Genomic DNA, 23,550 nt, shown 5'->3' with positions numbered 1-23,550 from the left:
ACCCTCTCCCGTTTGACGGGAGAGGTTTTTTTGGCAACAGGACATAATCTTGATAAAATTTGCCATCTGTCCTATGATTCTATGAATAGCGTTGATGCAATCGTGTACAGCATCATATTCATCGAACACGAGAGGAGCGGATTCGTCTAACTGTACATAGACACGCCAAGCAGCTTACCATTGTTGCTGCATTGGGCGGCAATGCGATTCTGCAGCCGGGGCAGGAGGCCACCTATGCGAATCAACTGGCGAACGTGCGGCGCAGCTGCTGCGTCTTGGCACGATTGGTCGAGCAAGGACACCGGATCGTCATTACGCATGGCAATGGACCGCAGGTCGGCAATCTGCTGCGTCAGCAGGAAGAAGCGCAGGCGGAGGTGCCGCCGCTGCCCCTCGATGTGTGCACGGCCCAGAGCCAGGGATTCATCGGCTTCATGATTCAGCAATTATTGCGCAACGAACTGGCAAGCGGCGGCCGCGGCCAATCGGTCGTCAGCTTGATTACGAGAGTGGAGGTGGCGGCGGACGATCCGGCCTTCCGCAATCCGAGCAAGCCGATCGGCAGCTTCTACACGGAGGAGGAAGCGAAGCGGCTTATCCACGACAAAGGCTGGCAGTTAAAGCCGGATGCGAACCGGGGCTGGCGGCGGGTCGTTCCGTCTCCTCGGCCGCAAGCGATTGTGGAAGCAGAAGCGGTAAGGCGACTGCTCGAACTGAACCAGATTGTCATCGCCTGCGGGGGAGGCGGGATTCCGGTTGTCCGGCAGGAAGACGGCGCTTATGCCGGCGTTGAGGCCGTCATCGACAAAGATTTCAGCAGCTGCAAGCTGGCCCGGGAAATAGAGGCCGATGTGCTGCTGATTCTGACCGATGTCGAGCACGTCTATGCCGGCTATGGCGGCCCGGAGCAGCGGCCCCTGGCCACCCTGACTCCAACCGCCGCTGCCCGATATATAGAAGCGGGGCACTTCAGCGAAGGCAGCATGCGCCCGAAGGTGGAGGCTGCCGCGTCCTTCGCCGCCCAGGGAGGAACCGCGCTCATTTGCGCTCTCGACCAGGCCGATCTCGCGCTGTCCGGTCTGGCAGGCACGCGGTTCGTTCCGGAGACCGCCGAAGCGCCGAGTTATCCTCGCCAGGGCACATAGATATCTGGCTTGACCGGAACAATAAGGGAGAGCCTACGGTGAAAGGAATGTCCATTGATGACGAAGAAGCAGAAGAAGCAATCCGGGCCGAGCTTCGCGCCAGGCATGGAGCTGGATAATTTAAAAGAAAAGGCGACTCCGGAAGAAATTGAACGCGGCGACTCGACGTCCGTTACGAATCTCATACTGGATCGGACCGGCGACGACAACCAAGGCTAAGAGCCGGAGCCTTGAGCCGCCCTGCAATGCTGAAGCGCATGCAGGACGGCTCTTATTTATAATGGAAGAAAGCCGTCATCGACAAAGGGCCTGGCTAACGGAAGTAAGAATGCGGGAAATAATGACAACTCAGTTCAGTAACGGATATCTTTGGAACTATGCTATACTGAAGACCGTAATACTATTTGTGTCTTGCTAGTTTTGCTTGGGAGCGCAACCGAACGGCGGACTGGATCGTCTAATGTAGGGGAGCTTTGCAAAAAGGCGGCTGATGCCTCATAATGACAAGGGGGCATAATGCCCTTTACCATGGAAAAAGGAGTTACTGTATGAGCACTTACATAGCAGAACGTTATCAGCTGAATTCCGTCATTTTTCACTTGGGCGGCGGCATTCTCTATGAAGCCGTCGATATGTCTTTGCAGCGGGATGTCTTTATTTATGTGGTCGAAAATACGGAATCGGGCCGCGCGGAGGAATACCGCACCGCATTCGGGAATGTATCGCATTTTTCCAATAACCGATTTTTCCATATGCTGAATGCGGGCATGTCCGGGCAGGACTTCTACGTGGTGTTCATGGCGTACAGCGGCATGCCGTTAGTGAAGTATGCGCAGCGTCACGTCTTGAGCTCGGAGAAGGTGCTGTCCATGATCTACGAGCTGGGGACCAGCATTCAGGAAGCGCTGGAGGAAGGGGTCAGCCGCTTTCCGGTCACGATTGATAATGTGTGGATAACGGCGGACAATCAACTGATTATTATGAATTACTGGACCCAGGCCGAGGAAGGGGAGCACGGCACCACCGCCTTGTACCGGCTGCTGTATCAGCTCTGCACGCTTCATCCGCATGTCCCTTCGCAATTCGATGTCGTCGAGACTCGCTTGTACGGCGCATTGAAGGACTTGAATGATGTGCAGAGAGATTTGGTTCTGAAGCTGATGAGGAAGGTGCACGCAGGAGATGCCTCGCTGTTCACCTTCATGGTCGGGCTGCGGGAGATTCTGGAGCAGCCGGTCGTGCCGGTGCAAGCCAGCCGCGAGCCCGTATTCACGTCTGCTCCTCCGCTGGAGGAAGCGGCGTCCCGGCGGCCTCAAGCCGAATCCGAACCGGATGAGGCGGAAGCGGACGAGGAGTGGGCCGATGAAGAGGATGACGATGATTACGAACGCAAGGAAGCCGCTTCCTTCAACGGAAGCAAAATGCTGCTTATCGTTGCCTGCGTGTGCGTCTTTTTCGCTGTCCTGGGCGGAGCCGTTATCTGGGCCAATTCGCTCTCCAAAGACAATGAACCGGTCGCGGTGACCGAGCCGGGGCAGGAAGCCGGCTACGACGCGGCGGCGGAGCAGCCGGGCGGCAGCGGCGACAATGCCGATAATGGCACTGTCGTTCCGGATGGCGGCGATAGCGGTTCCGTTGCCGATCCGAATACGTCCGTCAGCTCGGACGGAGGCTCTTCGAGTTCGAACGGGGGCTCATCAAGCTCGAACACCGACAGCAGCAGCAGTGCCGGCCAAGGATCGCAGCAGCCGGATACGAACACGGGAACGCCAACGCAGCCGGATACACAGCAGCCGGACACAACCGAGCCTGGAACGATACCGGGCGATCCAGGAACGACAGATCCGGGGGCGACGACGCCGGGTACTGGGACGCCAGACACGGGAACGCCGGCCGATCCGGCGAATCCGGGGACGGAGACGCCTCCTGCCGAAGCGGGAGAGCCGGGCGAAGGACAGGTGCAGGTGCCGAGCCTCATCGGTCTGACGCTGGAAGAGGCGGAGCAGGAAGTGAAGGCTGCGGGGCTTCGCTGGCAGTATTTCAAAGAGAACAGCGAGGAGCAGCCGGCTGGCCAGATCTTCAAGCAGGAGCCGGAAGCGGGCGCGCCGATCAAGAAGGGCGAACGAGTCACTTTCTATATTAGCCGGGAACAGAAATAAGCTCTAAAAGAGAAGGAGAACTGCCGATGGATGAGGCGGTTCTCCTTTTTTGCTGCTGAAGGCACAGAAGCCCCCGCTCCGAGGCGCGTCGTTCAAACGCAGGGGCAAGGGCTTCTCATTCGTTAGTTGCAAGCGCAATTCAAGACCGGTTTGCGCGCGGCCAGCGTCTCGTCCAGCCTTCTCACATCGGTGTGATGCGGCGCGTTAAGCAGCAGATCCGGCTGTTCTTCCGCTTCCTTCGCGATCTGAATCATCGTGTCGATGAAGGCGTCGAGCGTCTCCTTGCTCTCGGTCTCGGTCGGCTCGATCATCATGCATTCCTCGACATTAAGCGGGAAATAGATGGTCGGCGGATGGAAGCCGAAGTCCAGCAGCCGCTTGGCGACGTCCAGCGTGCGGACGCCATATTGCTTCAAGCCGCTGCCGGAGATGACGAATTCATGCTTGCATACGCCCGGATAAGGCACTTCGAAATACGGCGCCAGCCGGTGCATCATGTAGTTCGCGTTCAGCACCGCGCATTCGGATACGCGGCGAAGTCCGTCCGGCCCGTATGTGCGCATATAGGTGTACGCGCGGACGAGAATGCCGAAGTTGCCAAGGTATGCTTTGACCCTGCCGATCGAGGTTGGCCGTTCTTCTTCGAATCCGAAGCTGCCATCCTCCTTCTTCACGATGAGCGGCTTCGGCAAGTATGGCGCCAGTATGCTCTTGACGCCGACCGGGCCGGCTCCGGGACCGCCGCCGCCATGCGGCGTGCTCATCGTCTTGTGCAGATTCAAATGCACGACATCGAAGCCCATGTCTCCCGGGCGGGTAATGCCCATAATGGCGTTGGAATTCGCGCCGTCATAATACAGCAGGCCGCCGGCTTCGTGGACGATATCGGCAATCTCGAGGATATGCTCCTCGAACAAGCCGAGCGTGCTCGGATTGGTCAGCATGAGCGCCGCCGTATCCGGTCCGACCGCCGCCCGCAGCGCCTCGAGATCGACGAGCCCGCGTTCATCCGAAGGGATCGTAATCGTATCGAGTCCGGCCGCCGTCGCGCTCGCCGGGTTCGTCCCGTGGGAAGAGTCGGGGACGATAACCTTGGTGCGGCGCTCGCCTTTGCTCTCATGGTAGGCCCGGATCATCATCAGGCCCGTCCATTCCCCGTGAGCGCCTGCCGCCGGCTGGAGCGTCACCTCGTCCATCCCCGTCAGCGCGGCCAGATCCTGCTGGAGGGTATACAGCATTTCCAGCGCGCCTTGAATGCTCTCCGCCGGCTGATACGGGTGAATCTTGGCGAAGCCCGCCAAGCGGGCGACATCTTCGTTAATCTTCGGATTGTATTTCATCGTGCAGGAGCCGAGCGGGTAAAAGCCGTTGTCGATGCCGAAGTTGCGGCGCGACAGCTCGGTGTAATGGCGGATGACATCGACTTCATACACTTCCGGCAATTCCGCCGGCTGTTGGCGGAGCATCGCCGCCGGTATCATTGCTTCGATAGCCCGCTGCGGAACATCGCATTCCGGCAGTGAATAAGCGGTCCGCCCCGGCTTGCTCAGCTCGAAGATCAGCTTTTTCTCCGGTTTCATACAGCACCCTCCAATCGTGCGGCAAATTGGTCGATTTCCGCCTTCGTCCGGCGTTCCGTCACGGCGACCAGCATATGGCCCGCCAGCTCCGGATAGTAACGGGATACATCCAGTCCGCCGATGAATCCTTCCTTCATCAGGGCGGCGTTCAATACCGTCGGGCAGACGCCCTCCGGCAGCTTGACCAGGAATTCATTGAAGAACGGCGAGGTGAACGGAAGGGACAGGGCCTTCGCTTGCGATATCCGCTCAGCGGCGTAATGCGCCTTTTGGATGTTCAGATTCGCGACCTCGCGAATGCCGGCTTTGCCCATCACGGACAAATAGACGGAAGCGCTTAATGCCAGCAGCGCCTGGTTCGAGCAAATATTGGACGTCGCCTTCTCGCGGCGGATATGCTGCTCGCGGGCTTGGAGCGTCAGCACGAAGCCACGCTTGCCGTCGCGGTCCTTGGTCTGGCCCACGATCCGGCCCGGAATGCGGCGCATCAGCGGCTCGGATACGGCGAAGTAGCCGCAGGTCGGACCGCCCAGCGAGGAGGAGATGCCGAACGGCTGGGCGTCTCCGACGACGACGTCGGCGCCGAGTTGTCCCGGGCTCTCCAGCAGGCCGAGCGACAGCGGATTGGCGCTCATAATAAGCAATCCTTTGCGCCCGTGAATCATCGGTTCGATGGCACGCACGTCCTCGATGCAGCCGAAGAAGTTAGGGGATTGCGCGATGACCGCAGCCGTATCGTCCGTTATAAGCGCCTCCAGCTTCTCCAGATCGGTCACTCCGTTCGCATCGGGCGCCTCCACAATGTCAAGGCCAAGTCCGCGGGCGCTCGTATGCAGGATCTGCCGCGCTTCCGGATGCACGGTGCGGGAGACGACGATCCGCTTGCGCTTCGTGACGGCGCTTGCCAGCACCCCGGCTTCCGCCAGCGCGGTCGCCCCGTCATACATGCTCGCGTTGGCTACCTTCATGCCGGTCAATTCGCAGATATAGGATTGGAATTCGAATATGGCCTGCAGCTCTCCCTGGCTGATCTCCGGTTGATATGGCGTATAGGCGGTATAGAACTCGGAACGGGAGATCACGTGATTGATGACGACCGGAATATGATGGTCATAGATGCCGGCCCCAAGAAAGCTCGCATATTGATCGAGGTTGGCGTTGCGGGCGGCCAGTTCCTGCATATGGTGCAGCAGGGCCGCTTCGTCCAGCGCCTCGGATATCGGAAGTCGGCCCTTGTAGCGGACCGCTTCCGGAATGTCGCGGAACAGCTCGTCGATCGATGCCGCGCCGATCGCCGCGAGCATGTCCCGCTCGTCCTGCTCGGTCATCGGGATATAGCGATGTGTCTTGGTCATGTAGGCGAACCTCCCTTGGTCGTAGTAGGGCGTTGATAGAATGGGGCAGCGACGACGCGGGCCTTGAGCCGCTTGCCGCGAATCTCGACTTCCAGTTCCGTATCCAATTCGGCATATGGCGATTCAATGAGCGCCAGGCCGAGATTGCGCTTCAAGGTAGGAGATTGCGTGCCCGACGTTACTTCTCCGATAAGCTTATCGCCCGCGTAAACGGGATAATGGCTCCGCGGGATACCTCGATCGATCATTTCGATGCCGGCCAAGCGGCGGGGAACTCCTTCTTCCTTCTGCTTGGCGAGCGCTTCTCTGCCGATGAACTCTCCTTTGTTCAGCTTCACGCACCAGCCTAGCCCCGCCTCCAGCGGCGTAATCTGCTCGGACAACTCCTGGCCGTACAGCGGCAGCTTCGCTTCGAAGCGAAGCGTGTCTCTGGCCCCCAAGCCTACCGGAACGAGCCCGAACGGTTTGCCAATCCGCAGCAGCTCCGTCCACAGATGGGGCGCATCGTCCGCCGCGATATAGAGCTCGAAGCCATCCTCGCCTGTGTAGCCTGTGCGCGAGACGAGAGCCCGAACGCCGGACACCTGGACATCGGACAAGAAGTGAAACGCTTTCAAAGCGCCGACAGGCGCTTCGGTTGCCAGCGTCATAATGGACAGCGCCTGCGGTCCTTGCAGCGCCAGCAGGGCGGTGCGGGAAGACGCGTTGTCGATATGGACGCCCTCCTCCGCATGGTCCTGCAGCCATTGGACAACCTTGTCCGTATTGGACGCGTTGACGACCAGCATATAGCGATCTTCGGCAAGCCGATAGACGAGCAAATCGTCAACGACGCCTCCGTGCGGATAACAGAGCAGGGAGTACTGCGCCTTGCCGTCTTCCAGCTTGGACAGGTCATTCGTCGTCATCTTCTGCAAAAAGGAAAATGCCGCAGGCCCGCTCACGAAGAGCTCGCCCATGTGCGACACATCGAACAGGCCGGCCTGCTGCCGTACGGCCTCGTGCTCCCGCTGGATGCCGCTGAATTGCACCGGGAGCTCCCAGCCGCCGAAATCGATGCAGCGGACGGAAGGATGGTTGGCATACTTCGAAAACAGGGGCGTGCGTTGTAACGTGGACATGACATCACCTCGATAGGCATAATGAATGGAACTCAAAAAAGGACAGGCGAAAAAAGGCCGATCCGCTTCCATGCGGATGCCTTCTTACGCTCTGTCCTTGTACCTGAGAGTTACCTCATGATCATCCGGCTTCCGTCTGCCGAAGCCGGCCCATAAGTTTCCCCTTGGGTGACCCGCATCGGCGGGTGCTCTCCAGAGGCGCGTCCGGTAAACGTCCTTTTGCCTGAGAGATTCACCCGTGGCGGGCTTACTCCTTCGGCGTTACTGTCTCGCAGTAATCTCTCCCTTTACCATCATTCGCAATGTGCAATTGTCATACCTCCATTATTACTCGAACCTTCCTGACATTGTCAATCCATTTCTGCGAACTTCCGCGAAAATGATTCTCATATTGACATGGAGGGGAAGCTGAACTACGCTATAGATGTAAAATTGGAACATTATCACATACCGCGAATGAAGACGAGCGGGAGAGACCGGGCTTCAAGTCCCGGCACCGAAGGAGCAAGCCGCCGAACCGCCGTTCGGCGAGGAATCTCTCAGGTAGAAGCACCGTCGTCCGACGCACCTCTGGAGAGAGCGTACAGCCGCCCAAGGGGAATACCGGCCTGCCGCGGGCAGCCGGGCAAACTCTCAGGCACCCGGGACAGAGAAGAGGCGAACGAGTCTTTGATCTGTCTTTTTTGCTGTGCCGGCTAATTGCGATAATAATGAGAGAGGAATGAGCGTGAACATGAGCGAAGTGAAAGAGAATCTGTTGTACAGCGAGGAGCATGAATGGGTCGCCGTCGTCGAAGGGCGGACCGTGCGTATCGGGATATCCGATCATGCGCAAGCGGAATTGGGAGATATCGTATTCATCGAATTCCCCGAGATTGGAACCGCTTTATCGGCGGGCGACAGCATGGGATCGATCGAGTCGGTCAAGACGGTATCGGAGCTGTACTGCCCGGTATCGGGTAAAGTGACCAAGGTGAATACCGACCTGGAGGACAGTCCCGAGAAGGTGAACAGCGAACCGTATGAAGGCGGATGGATTGCCGAGGTGGAGCTGGACGGCGATCCGGAGGAAGCGATGAAGCATCTGCTCACCGCGGAGGGATACCGGAAGCATATCGAGTAGGGGATGGCCTGCCATCCCGGCCGCAAGGCGATGCGGATACATGAACATGAGAATAACGGAACATCTATGAATAAAGCGGCTCTCCTTCCCGCATACTAACGTTGTACATGAATATATGCGAAATGGAGAGTTGCCGAAATGAACAACCAAGAAAAAAACCGCGACCAAGCGACGAAGGCGGAAGTGCAGACGACGAAGCTGAACAGAATGCCGGATATCGAAGGACGAGAAGCCGAGTTCGGTGCCGATCTGGAAGGCGCTCAGCAGAATCAAGCCGCGCGCGATGCGGATGCAAAGCTGTCCGAATAATACGCGTCCCATGCTTCGCAAGCCCCCCAGTTCCCGGAACTGGGGGGCTGCTTCATCCTTGAACCCGCGGCGTGGTCGGATCGCATTCCGGGGAAGGGACGGCGCCGGCCTGGGCCAATTTGATCAGGTAGTAGCATTCCTCCCGCGCCATATGATCAGGCATCAGCGGACTGATTATATCGAGCGTCTCCGCGCTTAACTCCATTTCCTCCAGCTCCAGCAAGAATTTCGTGAACAGCTTAATCTCCAGGTTCACATCGCGGTGGAACCGTTCCAGCGCCGGGAAGCGGCGGAGCTGGGTGCGCAAGTAGCCCACCATTTCGACCGCTTTTTTGTAATAATCATCGAAATGCTTCTCGAATTCGCGGCTCTTCTCGATCAACCGTCTCTCCACCGCATCCAGATTGGACGCGATCGCCGAAGCGTGGCCGGAAGCGTCCGACAGCCACACCAGATCATAATGAAGCGCATCGAACAACGGCACCGGCTTCCCGGCCCGCACGGCGTCGAGAATATAGACATACTCCTGCAGCTCATTGAGCATATGGTTGAAAAAGGTCGGCGGGAGAAATACGGTAACTTGGCCGAGCAGCAATCGGCGCAGCAGATCAAGCTTGAAATTCTTCAATTCCATCGTCGCGGCATGCGCATCGGCGGCGATGGCAATCGCTTGAGGCTCCGAGGAGGCCTGGCGGGCTTGGTTCAGGAGCTCATCGAACCGCCGGATAAACTGATCCGCCTGACGAATATCCTTCGCTTCCCGCGGCGACAGGGCGTCCAGTATGAAGCGGGAATGATCTCCCAATATTTGCAGCCAGAAGCGGTGCTCGAACAAGAGCGAACCCGGCGGGGCGGCCAGAGTCTGATGACTGTGCATATGTATTCTCCTTTGCAGATGATGGATGACGATTCAGAATCCGTTCTATTGTTATCGTATGTGGTACGGATTGTCTCGCATGCCATATCTCTGTGCAGGCCGCCCGACATGCAACAACCGCTGTCCCGAAGGACAGCGGTTGCGTCTTGGCCGCGTCAGGCCGGTTTTACGGGTTCGATTGCATATCGATCAGCACGCGGGCGAGGACCGCGGCCGCTTGGGCGCGGGTCGACGTTCCCTCAGGAGAGAACTTGTTGCCGCCCATGCCTTGAATATAGCCGCGGCTCACGGCGACCGCGACAGCGGCGCGGGCATCCGCTCCGATCTTCGCCTGGTCGGCGAAGCCGAGCGCCGGAGCGTCATCGGTCTTCAGCTGCAGCGCCTGCACCAGCATGACGACCATGTTCTCGCGCGTCAGCGGATCGCGAGCTCCCGGCTCGGCAATACGGTCTTTCCATGTCTTGCCGGAACCGGTAAGACGGTCGAGCAGCGAGGCGAATTCCGCTTGCGTGACCAGATCGTTCGGCTTGAACATATTCAAGCTGCCCTTGCCTTCGATTAACTGGTGAGCGGCTGCGACCTCGACCTTATCTTTGGACCAGTGCGTGCGAATATCATCGAACGTCTTGGACGATTCCTGCGCCGTATAGGATCCGAGCGACGCCGCAGTGAAGCGGACGCCGTCCTTATCCCAGCGAACGCCAGGAGCGTAGTACGTCCACGCCTCCTTCGCATCCTTGCCGTAGACGCCTACCTTGCGGGCATCCTTCACGGCGGAGGCGCTCCATTTCAGACCGATACGGATCGGCTTGGTGACCGTCTCCTTCTCGCCTTGAACGGTCAATCCCGGAGCGACCTGTCTCAGTGCGGACGCTTGCCCGCCTTCCGTCAGCGGCGCCAGCGCCAGACGTACGGTCAGATCGCCATTTTTCCCGATAAAGTCAACGAACGACTCGGCAGGAATGAGCACTTCGAAATCTTTGCCGGACAGCAGCAGCGCTTTGCCGGAAGCGGTAAGCTGCTCCGCCAGCGCGCGGGTGATGCGGATATCCGAAAGATTGACGTCGTTCCAGGCGATGTCCGCGATATCCAGCTTCACTTCAGTCGCTTCCTTGTCGTTCAACTGCGAGCTGAGCGCCGACGACGATACAAGCAGCAAGCCCTGCTTCTTGCCGTCCTTCTCCGTTACCGTGAAGGTGCCGGCTTTCAAGGTCTTCCCGGCCGGCTTCGTCGGAGTGGAGGAGTAGGAGCTGCTGGAAGACGATCCGCCTGAGCTTGGGCCAGGCTCCGGTTTTGGTTCAGGTTTTGGTTCTGGATCTGGGTCTGGCGGTGTCGGTGCGTCAACGATCTCAATCCAGTCCGGCGCCCCGTATACAAGTTTTACAGGCTCAATACTTTCCAACTCCAAATTAACCAGCCAGAACTTGTAGGCTCCCGGAGCATTGCTGGAGAATACTACGGTGCCAAAGGTGCCATCTCCTGAATACGCCGCAGTTGGCGGCATGCTGGTAGTCACCAGGAGGGCCTTCAAATTACCTTCTACTATAATATCCTTTGTAAAACTTAATTCCACATCCGGGTGATTTTTCTGCAAATATGTTGCAAAGGTAACGCTTGGCTCAACCCGAACATCTGTTAATGAAGCATCATAAACCAATGCATAGGATGCAGAGTATACTGCTTCAGTGACCGAGAAGCCGATATCTACTTTGAACTCTTCTCCCGTAAACGCTTGTTTTTTCTCAATCTTCACATTGGCATAGACCGCATCCGGATCAAAGTCGAATGAAATCGTCCGGGATGGGGTCTCATATCCGTTCTTGACGTAATCCCATGCATAGATGTCAACTTCATTGAGTCCGTCCTTCAGATGCGGGATGTCGATGGTGAAGATACCGTATGAATTAATGTTGACCTCATATTCTTCATTCGAATCCTTGTTGACGGCCTTCATCTTAATGAGATCCTGAATCGGAGAATTCACATATTCCAAAATTGTGTCGTAGACAGTACCTGTAATTTTTCCTTTGCGTTCCTGCGGGTTATCGACCCGAATCACCGGCTTATCAACCTGGATTTCAGGAGGCGTAGTGTCGATAAGGAAAAGAGAGCGCAGTTCATCCAGACGTTTGCCTTCAAGAACGGGCACCATATAATATAAACCGTCTTCCAGTCTGGCGGAATTGTTGTCAGTCAGGCTTCCATCCCATTCGAAGGACAAAATGCCCGGATTTAGTTCGCTCTTCTTCACGTTTGCATCGCCGATTTGTTCGTCCTTCGTATTCAGGACGGTGAATTTCAAGTCTGTGATTTTCTTGTTGATCAGAACGTTTAGCGTTGTCGTATTGTGGCCAGTATGCCCGAATGGCGCAAACATGGGGGGATCAATCTCAAACCCTCCAATGGCGGGCACTTCAAACTGCTTGCCGACGTATACACTCACGGGAATTCTAATCTCGTGGCCGCGATCGCCTTTCAGTATGACACGTCCTTCGTAATTCCCATCGGCGTTCGCCGGGAGCTCCAATGTTACGTCAAAGGTTTGCTCCGGAATTACGGTGTGCACGCTAGGTTTTAATGTCCCCGCATCCTCTTGCCAAATTACTGAAATCGAATAATTCTGTTCTTGATCACCAATTCTTTTCAACTGTATCGTCTTCGTTAACGCGGTACCAGGGGAAGTTGCTCCGAACGATAGGCTGCCCGTCTCATATTCGAACGGGGCATCGGGATTATTTTTGACTGTGACGTTCGCTGTCTCTTGCACCAAGGCGATCGCCGGAGCCTCTACACTGCGCTTCAGGTCAAGCCGGCCAGCACCTTGTTCAGTCAATTTATACACCTTCCCCGTACGATCCTTCAAATCTACGGCATTATTCATCATCAGCGCTTTGATATCGTCTGGAGTCAGATCAAGGTTATTCTTGCGGGAATACTCCACCAGCAATGCGGCAGCTCCCGCGATATGCGGCGAGGCCATGCTCGTGCCTTGCGAGCTTCCGTACGCGTTCTCGTAGTTGCCGTCCCAGGCCGGCACGGATGATGTGATGCCGACGCCCGGCGCGGCAATATCCGGCTTAATCGTATAGTCCGGCAGCGCAGGGCCGCGGGCGCTGAAGGAGCCGAGCATATCTTTCTCTTCGACATCGTAGCGCTTTATTTTCACAGGGCTGGAAGTTGAAATACGCTGTTTTAATACAAGACCGTCGGCTTGCGAAATGGTATAAGTAGGAACGAATTCATCGACTTCCCCTTCGCCGAGAGTCGCGGCCAGATCGCCAGCTTCGTTGTTGAAAATGATGAGCGCGGCGGCTCCGGCTTTTTTGGCATTTCTCGATTTGTCGCCGAAGCTGATTTCCCCGCGGGAGACGACCACGAGTTTTCCCTTAACTTCTTTGTTGTGATAATCATCCGGCTTTCCGAATCCGGCATAGACCGCTTCAAGCGGGGTGCCAATAGCCAGAACCGGAGAGGAAGTAGCTAGCTGCGAGAAAAACTTTTTGTCGAGGCCTTCGGCTTCAAACACCGGGGTCAGGACCGGAGGGTAAGAGGCGGCAACGGAAATGGCCGCATGGGCTCCTCCCGGACTTCCCAGCGTGTACGGCTTCGGTCCGGCATTGCCCGCAGCGACGGCCACGACGACGCCGGCCTTGGTTGCATTATCCAGCGCAACCGAATGCGCGGTATATTGGAAGTTGTAATCGGCGCCGAGCGACAGATTGATGACATCTACTTTATCTTCATAGACGGCGCGCTCGATGCCGCGCACAATGTTTTCCGACGATCCCCTGCCATATGGCCCGAGCACGCGATAAGCATACAGGTCTGCCTGCGGAGCGACGCCGCGTACTTTGCCGCTGTCGCCGGGATTATCATAGTTTCCTCTGCCGGCTATCGTTCCCGCGACATGCGTGCCATGGGTCGTGTGATACTCTTTTCCGTCGATTATTGGCTTCGAATCATCCGGTCTAGTCTCCATCGGATTATTGTTATTATCGACGAAATTATAGCCGCCCTTATAGGCGCCTTTCAGACTTGGATGGTTGTAGTCGACGCCGGTGTCAAGCACCCCGACTTTGATGCCTTTTCCCTCTAAGCCGAGATCCTCCCACAAGTGCTTCGCTCCGATATGGGGCGCGCTTTTATGCATATAGGTACTGTCGCCATGAGCGCTTGGTTCGTTCGGTATCGCCTGGATGTCCACGTTCGGGAAAACAGCTTTTACGCCAGGAATCGTCAACAAATCATCGACTTTGTTGGCCGGGATGCTCACCGAAAATCCATTGAAAACATTGCTGAACTCGTAACGGATTGAGGCTTGCAGTTGATTAAGCGCGGTGCGGAATTGTTTGTGCTCTTGCCGGATATCGCTTTCCACATCGTCGGCGAACAAGGAGTATGTATTCGCGGCCTGAGCTTCTGCTACTTTTAACGGTTCATTTTGAAGTTCGACGATAACGGTAATAATATCGCTGCTGTCAGAAGGCGGTACAAAGTTTTGCGGTGTGACATCTGATAAGTTCAGTTCGGAGATGCGGGGGAGTTGCAGTTTGGTTGCGAGCTGTTCCTTGATTTGGCTCTGGAGTTGCTGCTTCGTCTCGGATGCGGACCAATTCATTTTTTCGGTTGCGCCCGATACTCCCGGGAAGAGCATGCCGGCAAGCAGCAAGGCGCTAAGGACCAAAGACATGAGTTTGCGGAATGAATGCAGTCTCAAACGTAAGCCTCCTTTGCTATTTTACTGTCGGGTAGATCCTTGATGAAGGAAAACGCGACCTCAGCCTCCTTTCTCATAGCTGGAATCAAGAAATGATGATTGTCTATGATGTCGATCACATAAATCAAGTTTACATATATTTCATATTAAGGGTAAGGGTACTATTAACTATATTCCAATTCAATTCCCTGACGGATAATGTAGAAAGATTACTAATTATGTAAAATAAATAGATTGTGCCAAAAAAGAGAGTGGGTCTTTAGACCTATTTCGGAAATGGAATAGAGCGAGAGAAAAATAAAGAATTGTCCCAGTTCGGAAGCGGCTTCGATACGACCGCCGATAAATAAGCTGCACAAAATAAGCGTCCAGGCAACAGGATGGCCTTGACGCTCCGCTAGACGGGCCTGCGAATCACGCACCGCGTTCATCAGAGAAAGAGGGGGATTAGGTACGGCTTGGCAGGACAGGATATAAAGAACCTGGCAAACCGTTAATGCGGCAAGGAGTGAAATCAAATGGACAAACCGAATATGCTGTCTTCCGGGACCACGTCCGTAATCGCTGCCCGTCCAGACATCATATGCCTGCGCACCGTTATGGTCAACGTCGTGTTCATCGGAGCGCCGGGAAGCCGCGGTTACGTATTGATCGACGCCGGGTTGGCCACGTTCGGCGATCGTATTCGCGAGACGGCGGAAGCCAATTTTGACGGTCCGCCCGCGGCCATTCTGCTGACCCATGGCCATTTCAATCATGTAGGCGCGCTGCGCGATCTATTAGACATCTGGGATATTCCCGTATACGCGCACTCGCAAGAGCTTCCTTACCTGACGGGGCAAGCGGACTATCCTCCGCCCGATCCGACGGTCGGCGGGGGCTTGATGTCGCTGCTGTCCCCGTTCTATCCAAACGAAGCGATCCAGCTTGGAGACCGGGTCCAACCTCTGCCCGATGATGGCCGCGTTCCGCATCTGCCGGATTGGCGGGTGATTCCTACGCCGGGGCATACTCCCGGGCATGTTTCCTTTTACCGGGAATCGGATCGGGCGTTGATTGCGGGGGATGCTTTCATCACCGTGAAGCAGGAATCGGCTCTCCATGTAATCGGGCAAGCCAAAGAAATCCATGGCCCGCCCGCCTACTTCACTCCCGTTTGGGAGGAGGCGTGGCGCTCGGTGGAGCGGTTGGAGAAGCTGCGGCCGCAGGTGGCCGTGACCGGGCATGGCTTGCCGATGGAAGGGGAGGAACTGACCGTTCAATTGCAGCGCCTGGCCCGGGAATTCGACAAGCTGGCTATCCCGGCGCAAGGGCGCTATGTTCCACCGGGTGAATAACCGGGGACAAAAGAAAAAGGGCGATTCTGCAAGCCATATCGCGGCCTGCGGGATCGCCCTTCTTATGTGTATTACGGCAGCGCTCTGCCTCTGGAGCTGACGTACAGGGCGTACCACTCTTCCCGTGTCAGAGTGACGTTCACCGCTTCAGCGCAAGCGCGGATTCGCTCCGGATTGGATGTCCCGATCACCGGCTGGATTCCGGCCGGGTGGCGCATCAGCCAGGCGAGGATAATCGCTTCCCGCGTCGTGCCCTTCTCACGGGCCATGGCCTGCACAAGCTCGGCGGTCTCGCGGATCGAGGCCGGCTGATCGGAGAGATCCCGGCCCGAGAAGACGCCTTGGGCAAGCGGGCCCCAAGCTTGAATTTGAATATTTTCCAGACGGCAGTACTCCAGCGTGCCTTCCGGGAATATATCTTCCTTGGCGGCATTTTGGTTGACGTGAACGCCTTGATCGAGCCAGCCGATTTTGGCCAGACTCATCTCCAGCTGATTGACGATGAAGGGTTCCTTGCTGTATGCCTGGAGCAGCCGTATCTGGCCGGCGCTCATGTTCGAGACGCCGAAGGCCCGCACTTTCCCCGCAGACTTCAATGCCGCCATCGCTTCCGCGACCTCTTCCGGCTCCATCAACGGATCGGGACGGTGGAAGAGCAAGATGTCGAGATAATCGACGCCGAGCCGCTTCAAGCTTCCGTCGACGCTGCGCAAAATATGCTCCTTCGAAAAATCATAGCGTCCCGGAATGCCATTGTCCGCAAAGCGAATACCGCACTTGGATTGCAGCACGATGCGCTCTCTCAATTCCGGCCGTTCCTTCAGCACCTGCCCGAATACTTGCTCCGCCTTGCCTCTTGTATAAATGTCGGCATGGTCGAACATATTGATGCCCGCCTCGAGGGCGGCATCCACCGCCGCGTGCGCCGCTGCGAGATGCTGGTCCGTTATCGGCTCGTCATTCCAGCCCCCTCCCAGCCCCATGCATCCGAGCACAAGCCGGCTGGCCGCGAGTCCGCGCCGTTGAATCGGGATCTTACTCATGTTGAATCACTCCAGTGGATGTAGAATGCGAAGCTTGTCTTGTCTCGTCCAGTGTACTATAGGTGCAGGTGTATATCCAGATGCGAAGGGGCGGCAGCGGTTATCCGTTCTTTGCCGCGCGTTCCGGCGAGGCGTATCGGGAAGGAAAAGGGAAGGCCCCAGCCGAATATACCAAGAGGCGCCGAAAAAAAGCCGCGTGGACAAAGGGAGGGAACAAGATGAAGGAACGGGTAATGATCGTAACCGGCGCGAACTCGGGCATGGGACTGGCAACCAGTGTGGCGTTGGCCAGGCAGGGAATCCATGTCATCATGCTGTGCCGGAATGAAGCGAGGGGGAGGCGGGCGCTGGAGAAAGCGGTTCGCCGCAGCGGCTCGAATCGCATCGGGCTCATGCTCTGCGATCTGGGATCGCTGCGCAGCATTCGCGCATGCGCGGCAATGCTGCTGTCCAACTATCCGGCGCTGGACGGGCTGATTAACAACGCAGGGGTAGTCTCGGTTCGCCGCCAGACGACAAGCGACGGCTTCGAGCAGAATATCGGCGTCAACCATCTCGGACATTTTCTGTTGACGAATCTTCTGCTGGAAGCCCTGCGGCGAGCGCCGCAGGGACGGATTATCAATGTGTCGTCCGGCGCTCACAAGATAGGCCGCATCCATTTCGATGACCTGCATCTGACGAGGGGCTATAATGCAGTCACGGCCTATGCGCAGTCGAAGCTGGCCAACATATTGTTCACCTCCGCGCTCGCCCGCCGGCTGCAGGGGACGAAGGTGACGGCCAACAGCCTTCATCCCGGGGCCGTCGCCACCAATATCGGCGTCGATCGCGGCACCGGGTTCGGCAAAACCATCATGGCGATGCTGCGCCCGTTCTTCCTGACGCCGGAGGAGGGGGCGGCCACCGCGATTTACTTGGCGACCAGCCCGGATGCAGCCGCGGTGACGGGCGCTTATTTCTACCGCCAGCGTCAGGTGCCGGCGTCCCGCCGCGCGCAGGATGCGCAGCTGGCGGAGCGGCTGTGGGCCGCGAGTGCGGCGGAGGTGGGGTTGAATATTGAAGAGGACCGCTAGAACAGCGCGTTGACGGCAATCAGCATCAGAATGATGCCGCTGATCAGCGTGCTGAATTGGCCCAGGCTGAAGGAGCCGATGCGGATATTCGCGGCCTTCCTTCCAATCGATACGCCCCACCACACCGTAATATAGCTGCCTATGGCAGCGGTAATGCAGATGGCCAGCGGAGACAGGCCGAGCAGCCCGGCGCTCAAGCCGTTCGTCAGCGCATTGGCGGAGAGCGCCACGCCAAGAATGACGGCTTCTCCATAGCCGATGCAGCCGGACTGATCGGCGTCCGCGATCTCGGGATGCCGGAGCATGTCGGCCAGCTTATTCCGGGGCGGAGAAGCTTCGGCTGCCGCCATTGCTGCGGCCGGCTGGCTCTTGCCGCGCGGCACCGTGAGCAGAACGATGCGTATCCCGATGATGAACAACACGAAGGCCCCAACAAGCACAGGCAGTACGCCGGGCAAGATTGCGCTAATCCACTGCCCGAACTGAATCCCGCCCCAACTGAACAAAAAGCAAATGACGGCAATGATCGCATTGGAGATCCACGGGATTCGCATTCCGCGGATGCCATAAGATATCCCTACGCCGAGATTATCGAGACTCGACGAGGCGGCAAACCCTAATATAAACAGCCAATTCACGGAAAAACACTCCTTCGGTCTGCGGTGCAGGAATGGATTCGGTACAGATTACGGATATATTGAGGAATTGTGCGTGTCCCCTACATATATTGTTGAGAGATCATCAATTAGCGTTGCTGTGCCTCCATGGCCTCGACGCTCTCGCAATAGAGAGGAGGGGATAGGATGAATCAGACGGATAACGTGCCGCAATTCGGCCACCAGTTGAAAGCGTTGCTCAAGGAGCGCTCCATGTCCATGCGCAAATTAAGCGAGCAAACCGGAATCGATACGGCCACCATCTCCAGGATGGCCAACGGGAAGCAGGCGATCAAGCCGGAATACATTCAGCGCATTGCGTCGGTACTCACCATTCCGGCCGAGCGGCTGTATCGGGCAGCGGGCTATTCCGTCGGGTCGGAGCCGAGCGGGAGGACGGATATGCATGCTTCCGTCGATGCGATTCAGCAAGTGCTCGGGCATTCGAAGCTATATGAGCCGGAGTTCAGCACCGAACGGGTGCGGCAGGAATTGATGAAATGCGAGCGGTATGCCCGTACCGAAGAAGGCAGGCGGCTGGTACATCAAGATTTCGAAGAAAAAGTGAGCAAGGTGAGCGGAGAAGGCCCGTTCATTGAGCAACTGCGCGACATGTATGCTTGCTTTTGCGATCCGGCGGTGTCGGAGGAAGAAAAAGCGGTGCTCGGCAGCGCTCTGCTTTATTTCATCCTGTCTGTCGACATTATCCCGGATTATGTATTTCCGATCGGTTACCTTGATGATGCGATTGCGGTCAATATGGCGCTTGAACGCCTGCGCGGCATGACCTGCGCATCGCAAGCGCAGAGAAATGCCGCCGGACGCGATCCGGCCGCCGAGGCGCCGGATGAAGGCGAATAGGCCGGCGCGGAGAAGCGATATGTCCCGCAGACGAAGGCAGCACGAGCCATAAGCATCGGCTCGTGCTGCCAACAGGCATGTTCTTTTGTTATACCCTATACCCAGCTAAGGGCTCTTGCCAATTGAGCCGTCGTAAAAGTGACGGCAATCGCGATGGCGAGGGGGATGAGCGCGGACAGTACGGTCCACTTCACGCTCTTCGTCTCTTTGTAAATATTGAACAGCGTCGTGCCGCATGGATAATGGAGCAGGGAAAACAGCATCATATTGAGCGCCGTCAGCCATGTCCAGCCATGGTTCAGAAAAATGTCCTTGATGTTGTCCATGCCGTCCGCATCGACCAGCGCGCCGGTGGACAAGTATCCCATCAACAGAATCGGAAGCACAATCTCATTCGCGGGAAGGCCGAGAATGAAGGCCATCAGGATGAAGCCGTCCAGTCCGATCGCATGGGCGAACGGGTCGAAAAATCCGGCCATATGATTGAGCACGCTGTCCCCGCCGATGAAAATATTGCCCAGGATCCAGGTAATGATCCCGGCAGGCGCGGCCACGATGATGGCGCGCGTCAACACATTGAGCGATTTGTCCCGGGACGCGAGCAGAATCGTCTTCGCGAACTGCGGCTTCCGGTACGGAGGCAGCTCCAGCGTATAATGAGTCGGCACCCCGCGCAGGGCGGTCTTGGACAAGACCCACGATACGGTAAACGTGACGGCGATGCCGATCATGACCATGCCCATGACGACCGAAGCCGTAACGAGAGTCTGCATGCCGGAACCGAGTCCCGCCGACACCATGAAGAGGGAAGACAGCAGAATCAGGGTTGGCCAGCGTCCGTTGCACGGCACGAAGTTGTTCGTCAAGATGGCAAGCATCCGCTCACGCGGCGATTCGATAATGCGGGTAGATAAAATCGCTGCGGCATTGCAGCCGAAGCCCATCGACATCGTCAGCGCCTGCTTGCCATGCCCGCCCGATTTCTTGAACAGGCGGTCCATGTTGAAGGCGACGCGCGGCAAGTAGCCGAAGTTCTCCAGCAGGGCGAAGACCGGGAAAAAGATGGCCATCGGCGGCAGCATGACGCTGACGACCCAGGCCGTGCCGCGGAAGAAACCGAGAATGAGTACGCCATGCAGCCACGCGGGCGCATGAAGCGCTTCGAAGCCGGCGGTCAAATATCCTTCGATCGTATTGAATAAGTCAAAGAGCAGGGCGGAAGGCACATTCGCTCCCGCAATCGTAATCCAGAAGACCGCCCCCAGTATCGCCAGCATAATCGGGAAGCCCCAAATCGGGGAAGTGACGATTTTGTCAAGCCGGTACGTGCTCTCCAGCTTCTTCTTATCCTCGTAGCGGACCGCTTCTCGGCAAATGCTGTGCGTCGTCTTATAAATATCCCCGACGATGTCGTCCCGAACCTCGCTGCCGTTGGTCAGGCTCTTGGCCTTCGCTAATAGCGAATCGAGCGAGTCGGGGGAATTAGTGGCAAGCGGTGTAGCCATATTGTACCGTCTCCTTCACTGTCACCGTCTGATCTTCCGTCATCCGCTTCTTCATCGTCTGAAGCAGCTTCTCGTCATTATCCAGCAGCCGCAATGCGATCCAGCGGGCGGGATAACGGTCGCCGAGCTGCTCGCGTATCGCCGGCTCCAGTTCGGCAATCTTGCGTTCGATATGATCGCTGTATTGAATCTGCAGCGGCTGAGGCACGAGCTTGCCCGAGGCGACCTGCTCGATCTTGTCGAGCAGCTGGGGAATGCCAATCCGGCTGCGCGCCGAGATGGCGGCTACCGGCACGCCCAGCTTCCGGGAAATCGCATCGATATCGATGCGGACGCCCAGACGCTTCGCTTCGTCAATCAGGTTGATGCAGAGGACGACGCGGTTCGTCATCTCCATGACCTGCAGAGCCAGATTCAAGTTCCGCTCCAGCGAGGTCGCGTCCAGCACGACGACCGTCACGTCCGGATTGTCAAAAATAATATAGTCGCGGGCGACTTCCTCATCCGCCGAATTGGAATAAAGGGAATAGGTGCCCGGAAGATCAATGATGCGGAACGGCGTGCCCTGATGCTCGAACTCTCCTTCCGCCATCATGACGGTCTTGCCTGCCCAGTTCCCGGTATGCTGGCGCATCCCTGTCAACGTATTGAACAAAGTGCTCTTGCCTGTATTCGGGTTGCCGGCCAGGGCAATTCGGTATCCGCTCATTCGTCCTCACCTCCAATAATCTCCCCGTATATGCGCGTGCTCTCTTCCCGGCGAAGCGCGATGGTCGTATTGTTCACGCGGAACGCGACCGGATCCCCGAGCGGGCTGCGCTGCAGCACCTCGACGGTATTGCCCGGCACAAAGCCGAGATCCAGAAGCCGCCGGCGCAGCACTCCTTCCACTTCGATGCGGGAGAGACGCAGCCGGCTGCCTGTATCCGCTTCTGCCAAAGATCTGTCTGTTGTCGACATCTATGATGTTCCTCCTCCCCAAGTCCGAACCTCGCGAGCGGCTCGGAAGAAGAATGTCCCCGGTTCCCCCCGCTCTTGTTATTATTAGTATAGGACAAAAGTATTGAGTTGCCAACAATTATTTTCATTAGGGCAACATTTTTAGGGGAGGGGAATTGTTGGCAAGAGCGGGCTTGGCGTCCCCGTTGACATTGACGCAGGGGCAAGTACTATACTGGGAATGCTTGCCCATGGGAACAAGAAGAATCGGCGGCGATAAAAAGGAGGGGATTGCCTTGCTGCGAAAGCTTGCAACGACCGAATTGGATGCCTTGCTGGGGCATGTCAGCAAGGATGAGCTATCTGCGCGGCATGCCGTTCCACGGAGGAGGAGCTTCAATATCCATGCGTCGGCATCTTCGAAGACCGTGAGCTGGTGGTGGTCGGCGGCTACCATGTGTACAGCGCGGAAGCGGCGGAATTGGGGAACATCGGGACGATCGCCTCGCGGCGGGGACGGGGATACGGCGCGAAAATAACGGCTGAACTTGTCCGGAGGGCTGCCCGGCTGACCTCTTACGTTCTGCTGGAAGTGTTCAATGACAACGAGCCCGCCATCCGGCTCTATCGCTCCCTTGGCTTCGAACAGGTGAACCAGCTCTATATGACGAGCTTCCGCTTGCCTGTCCTGGCGGAACGCGCTTGACGGACCGGAAGCCATTCGTCCGGCAGGCGTCAGCGGCCGGAACCGGAGACCCTATGATCTAATGCACTGAGGACAGGCAGACAATGGGATATACTGGCGTCGGCTCGGCCTGGATTGCCCCGGCCGTGACCGGTGATTCTTTTCCGATGAAAAGGAGATGAGGCCCATTGCAGAACAAATCCTCCATGAATAAGGGAATCCTGCTGGCCAGCGCCATCGTGCTTGTGCTGCTGGTCATATGGCTGGCGGCAAGTCTGGCCGGGACGTCCGGCCGCGAGGAAGAACAGCCGTCCGCCTCTCTGGAGGTTCCGGAACAGGAACTGAATTATGATCTCCAGCCCGCGATGGGAGATCGGAACGCTCCGATCCGCATCGTCGAATTCGGCGATTACAAATGTCCGGCTTGCAAGCGCTGGACCGAGCTCGTGCTGTCGAAGCTGCATGAGGAATATATCGCAGACGGCACCGCCGCCTTTTACTACATCCATTATCCGTTTCTGGCCCCGGATTCGGAGCTTGCGGCCGTAGCGGGAGAGATAATCCATCATATGGACGAATCCGCGTTCTGGACCTACCACAAGCGAATCAACGAGCTTCAGGGCGAGAAGGACGAAGCTTGGGCGAACGAATCGTTCCTGACCCGTCTGGTAGAGCGGGATATCCCGTCGATCGATGCCGAACAGTTCCGAGCCGAGCTGAAGGATCTGAAGCATCTCGATACGGTAAAGGCCGATATGGAGATTGCGCGCAAGTTCAAGATTGGCGGCACGCCGACGGTATTGGTGAACGGGCGAGAGGTCGAGGACATTTCTTATGAGGGGATCCGGGACGCCATCTTGTCGGAGCTGAGCCGGCAAAAAGATCAGGCAGCCAAATAGAGACGCAGAAAACAGCGGGTTTGCCTGGAGGCGGCCCGTTTTTTGCAGCGAAATAACGGAATATCCGTCGCAGCCGGGAGTCTGCGCTCGCGGTTGACAACGGCAGGGGGATGGGGTAGTATTCACGTGACAAGATCTTCCTGTTACCGCGCCCTTCGGCTAG

General features: G+C 57.1%; 20 protein-coding genes and 4 riboswitches. Of the genes, 10 read left to right on the top strand and 10 right to left on the bottom strand.

The window, feature by feature from the left end; all coding sequences use genetic code 11:
- Positions 1-179 precede the first annotated feature (179 nt).
- The 3 genes from arcC to ABD76_RS03215 all read left to right on the top strand — a co-directional run bounded on the left by arcC (position 180) and on the right by ABD76_RS03215 (position 3,304).
- Positions 180-1,145 carry a carbamate kinase gene (arcC, locus tag ABD76_RS03225; RefSeq protein ID WP_338125022.1) on the top strand — a complete coding sequence of 322 codons (966 nt, stop codon included), beginning with the start codon at positions 180-182 and terminating at the stop codon, positions 1,143-1,145.
- 57 nt (positions 1,146-1,202) lie between these two features.
- Positions 1,203-1,364, top strand: coding sequence for a hypothetical protein (locus ABD76_RS03220; RefSeq protein WP_168180211.1), 162 nt, complete (start codon positions 1,203-1,205; stop codon positions 1,362-1,364).
- 329 nt (positions 1,365-1,693) lie between these two features.
- Entirely contained in the window at positions 1,694-3,304 is a 1,611-nt protein-coding gene (locus ABD76_RS03215) for a PASTA domain-containing protein (protein WP_197254257.1), read from the top strand.
- 122 nt (positions 3,305-3,426) lie between these two features.
- Here the strand turns inward: ABD76_RS03215 and gcvPB are convergent, their stop codons facing one another.
- Genes gcvPB through gcvT form a run of 3 tightly spaced genes read right to left on the bottom strand, consistent with a single transcriptional unit; the run spans position 3,427 to position 7,360 of the window.
- The gene (gene gcvPB, locus ABD76_RS03210) at positions 3,427-4,884 is read right to left on the bottom strand and encodes an aminomethyl-transferring glycine dehydrogenase subunit GcvPB (protein ID WP_197254255.1); all 1,458 of its coding nucleotides are present in this window, start codon (positions 4,882-4,884) and stop codon (positions 3,427-3,429) included.
- Positions 4,881-6,239 (bottom strand): aminomethyl-transferring glycine dehydrogenase subunit GcvPA, encoded by a 1,359-nt coding sequence (gene gcvPA, locus ABD76_RS03205; protein ID WP_197254253.1) that lies wholly within the window; start codon positions 6,237-6,239, stop codon positions 4,881-4,883. The genes gcvPB and gcvPA overlap by 4 nt, the downstream gene beginning before the upstream one ends.
- The gene (gcvT, locus tag ABD76_RS03200; protein WP_197254251.1) at positions 6,236-7,360 is read right to left on the bottom strand and encodes a glycine cleavage system aminomethyltransferase GcvT; all 1,125 of its coding nucleotides are present in this window, start codon (positions 7,358-7,360) and stop codon (positions 6,236-6,238) included. Before gcvT ends, gcvPA begins: the two co-directional genes overlap by 4 nt.
- An 89-nt stretch (positions 7,361-7,449) precedes the next feature.
- Positions 7,450-7,558: riboswitch (glycine riboswitch) on the bottom strand.
- 3 nt (positions 7,559-7,561) lie between these two features.
- A riboswitch (glycine riboswitch) is annotated at positions 7,562-7,657 on the bottom strand.
- 160 nt (positions 7,658-7,817) lie between these two features.
- Positions 7,818-7,924: riboswitch (glycine riboswitch) on the top strand.
- Between the two features lie 4 nt (positions 7,925-7,928).
- Positions 7,929-8,012: riboswitch (glycine riboswitch) on the top strand.
- 81 nt (positions 8,013-8,093) lie between these two features.
- On the opposite strand from gcvT, the gene gcvH reads away from it, so the two are divergent.
- Positions 8,094-8,483 carry a glycine cleavage system protein GcvH gene (gcvH, locus tag ABD76_RS03195; RefSeq protein ID WP_197254249.1) on the top strand — a complete coding sequence of 130 codons (390 nt, stop codon included), beginning with the start codon at positions 8,094-8,096 and terminating at the stop codon, positions 8,481-8,483.
- A 138-nt stretch (positions 8,484-8,621) separates the two neighbouring features.
- On the top strand, positions 8,622-8,792 hold the full coding sequence (locus ABD76_RS03190) for a hypothetical protein (RefSeq protein WP_197254247.1): 171 nt from the start codon (positions 8,622-8,624) through the stop codon (positions 8,790-8,792).
- A gap of 52 nt (positions 8,793-8,844) precedes the next feature.
- On the opposite strand, the gene ABD76_RS03185 is transcribed toward ABD76_RS03190, so the two are convergent.
- The gene (locus ABD76_RS03185; protein WP_197254245.1) at positions 8,845-9,669 is read right to left on the bottom strand and encodes a DUF2935 domain-containing protein; all 825 of its coding nucleotides are present in this window, start codon (positions 9,667-9,669) and stop codon (positions 8,845-8,847) included.
- Positions 9,670-9,835: 166 nt separating this feature from the next.
- Positions 9,836-14,386, bottom strand: a complete 4,551-nt coding sequence (locus ABD76_RS30125; RefSeq protein WP_197254244.1) for a S8 family serine peptidase — start codon at positions 14,384-14,386, stop codon at positions 9,836-9,838.
- Between the two features lie 518 nt (positions 14,387-14,904).
- Here ABD76_RS30125 and ABD76_RS03175 point away from each other — a divergent pair.
- A complete protein-coding gene (locus ABD76_RS03175; RefSeq protein ID WP_197254243.1) occupies positions 14,905-15,723 on the top strand; it encodes an MBL fold metallo-hydrolase in 819 nt (272 codons plus the stop codon).
- Between the two features lie 71 nt (positions 15,724-15,794).
- Here ABD76_RS03175 and ABD76_RS03170 read toward each other — a convergent pair whose 3' ends face one another.
- Positions 15,795-16,766, bottom strand: a complete 972-nt coding sequence (locus tag ABD76_RS03170) for an aldo/keto reductase (RefSeq protein ID WP_197254242.1) — start codon at positions 16,764-16,766, stop codon at positions 15,795-15,797.
- 218 nt (positions 16,767-16,984) lie between these two features.
- Here ABD76_RS03170 and ABD76_RS03165 point away from each other — a divergent pair, with 218 nt between their 5' ends.
- Entirely contained in the window at positions 16,985-17,842 is an 858-nt protein-coding gene (locus tag ABD76_RS03165; protein ID WP_197254241.1) for an SDR family oxidoreductase, read from the top strand.
- Here the strand turns inward: ABD76_RS03165 and ytaF are convergent.
- Positions 17,839-18,480 carry a sporulation membrane protein YtaF gene (gene ytaF / locus ABD76_RS03160; protein WP_197254240.1) on the bottom strand — a complete coding sequence of 214 codons (642 nt, stop codon included), beginning with the start codon at positions 18,478-18,480 and terminating at the stop codon, positions 17,839-17,841. The two genes, ABD76_RS03165 and ytaF, sit on opposite strands and share 4 nt — an antisense overlap.
- Positions 18,481-18,645: 165 nt before the next feature.
- Between ytaF and ABD76_RS03155 the strand changes: the two genes are divergently transcribed.
- A complete protein-coding gene (locus ABD76_RS03155; RefSeq protein ID WP_197254239.1) occupies positions 18,646-19,359 on the top strand; it encodes a DUF1232 domain-containing protein in 714 nt (237 codons plus the stop codon).
- Between the two features lie 95 nt (positions 19,360-19,454).
- Here ABD76_RS03155 and ABD76_RS03150 read toward each other — a convergent pair whose 3' ends face one another.
- Genes ABD76_RS03150 through ABD76_RS03140 form a run of 3 tightly spaced genes read right to left on the bottom strand, consistent with a single transcriptional unit; the run spans position 19,455 to position 21,824 of the window.
- Entirely contained in the window at positions 19,455-20,864 is a 1,410-nt protein-coding gene (locus ABD76_RS03150) for a nucleoside recognition domain-containing protein (RefSeq protein ID WP_197254237.1), read from the bottom strand.
- On the bottom strand, positions 20,842-21,573 hold the full coding sequence (locus ABD76_RS03145) for a FeoB small GTPase domain-containing protein (RefSeq protein ID WP_197254235.1): 732 nt from the start codon (positions 21,571-21,573) through the stop codon (positions 20,842-20,844). Before ABD76_RS03145 ends, ABD76_RS03150 begins: the two co-directional genes overlap by 23 nt.
- Positions 21,570-21,824, bottom strand: a complete 255-nt coding sequence (locus tag ABD76_RS03140) for a FeoA family protein (RefSeq protein ID WP_197254230.1) — start codon at positions 21,822-21,824, stop codon at positions 21,570-21,572. Before ABD76_RS03140 ends, ABD76_RS03145 begins: the two co-directional genes overlap by 4 nt.
- Positions 21,825-22,164: 340 nt before the next feature.
- Here ABD76_RS03140 and ABD76_RS03135 point away from each other — a divergent pair, with 340 nt between their 5' ends.
- Positions 22,165-22,509: a GNAT family N-acetyltransferase gene (locus tag ABD76_RS03135; RefSeq protein WP_338125021.1), complete on the top strand. Its 345-nt coding sequence runs from the start codon at positions 22,165-22,167 to the stop codon at positions 22,507-22,509.
- 167 nt (positions 22,510-22,676) lie between these two features.
- Positions 22,677-23,387: a DsbA family protein gene (locus ABD76_RS03130; RefSeq protein ID WP_197254228.1), complete on the top strand. Its 711-nt coding sequence runs from the start codon at positions 22,677-22,679 to the stop codon at positions 23,385-23,387.
- The last annotated feature ends 163 nt before the right edge of the window (positions 23,388-23,550 follow it).

The sequence above is a fragment of the Paenibacillus dendritiformis genome, assembly GCF_015845845.1.
GTDB lineage: Bacteria > Bacillota > Bacilli > Paenibacillales > Paenibacillaceae > Paenibacillus_B > Paenibacillus_B dendritiformis_C.
This window is presented reverse-complemented; position numbering and strand designations above follow the sequence as displayed.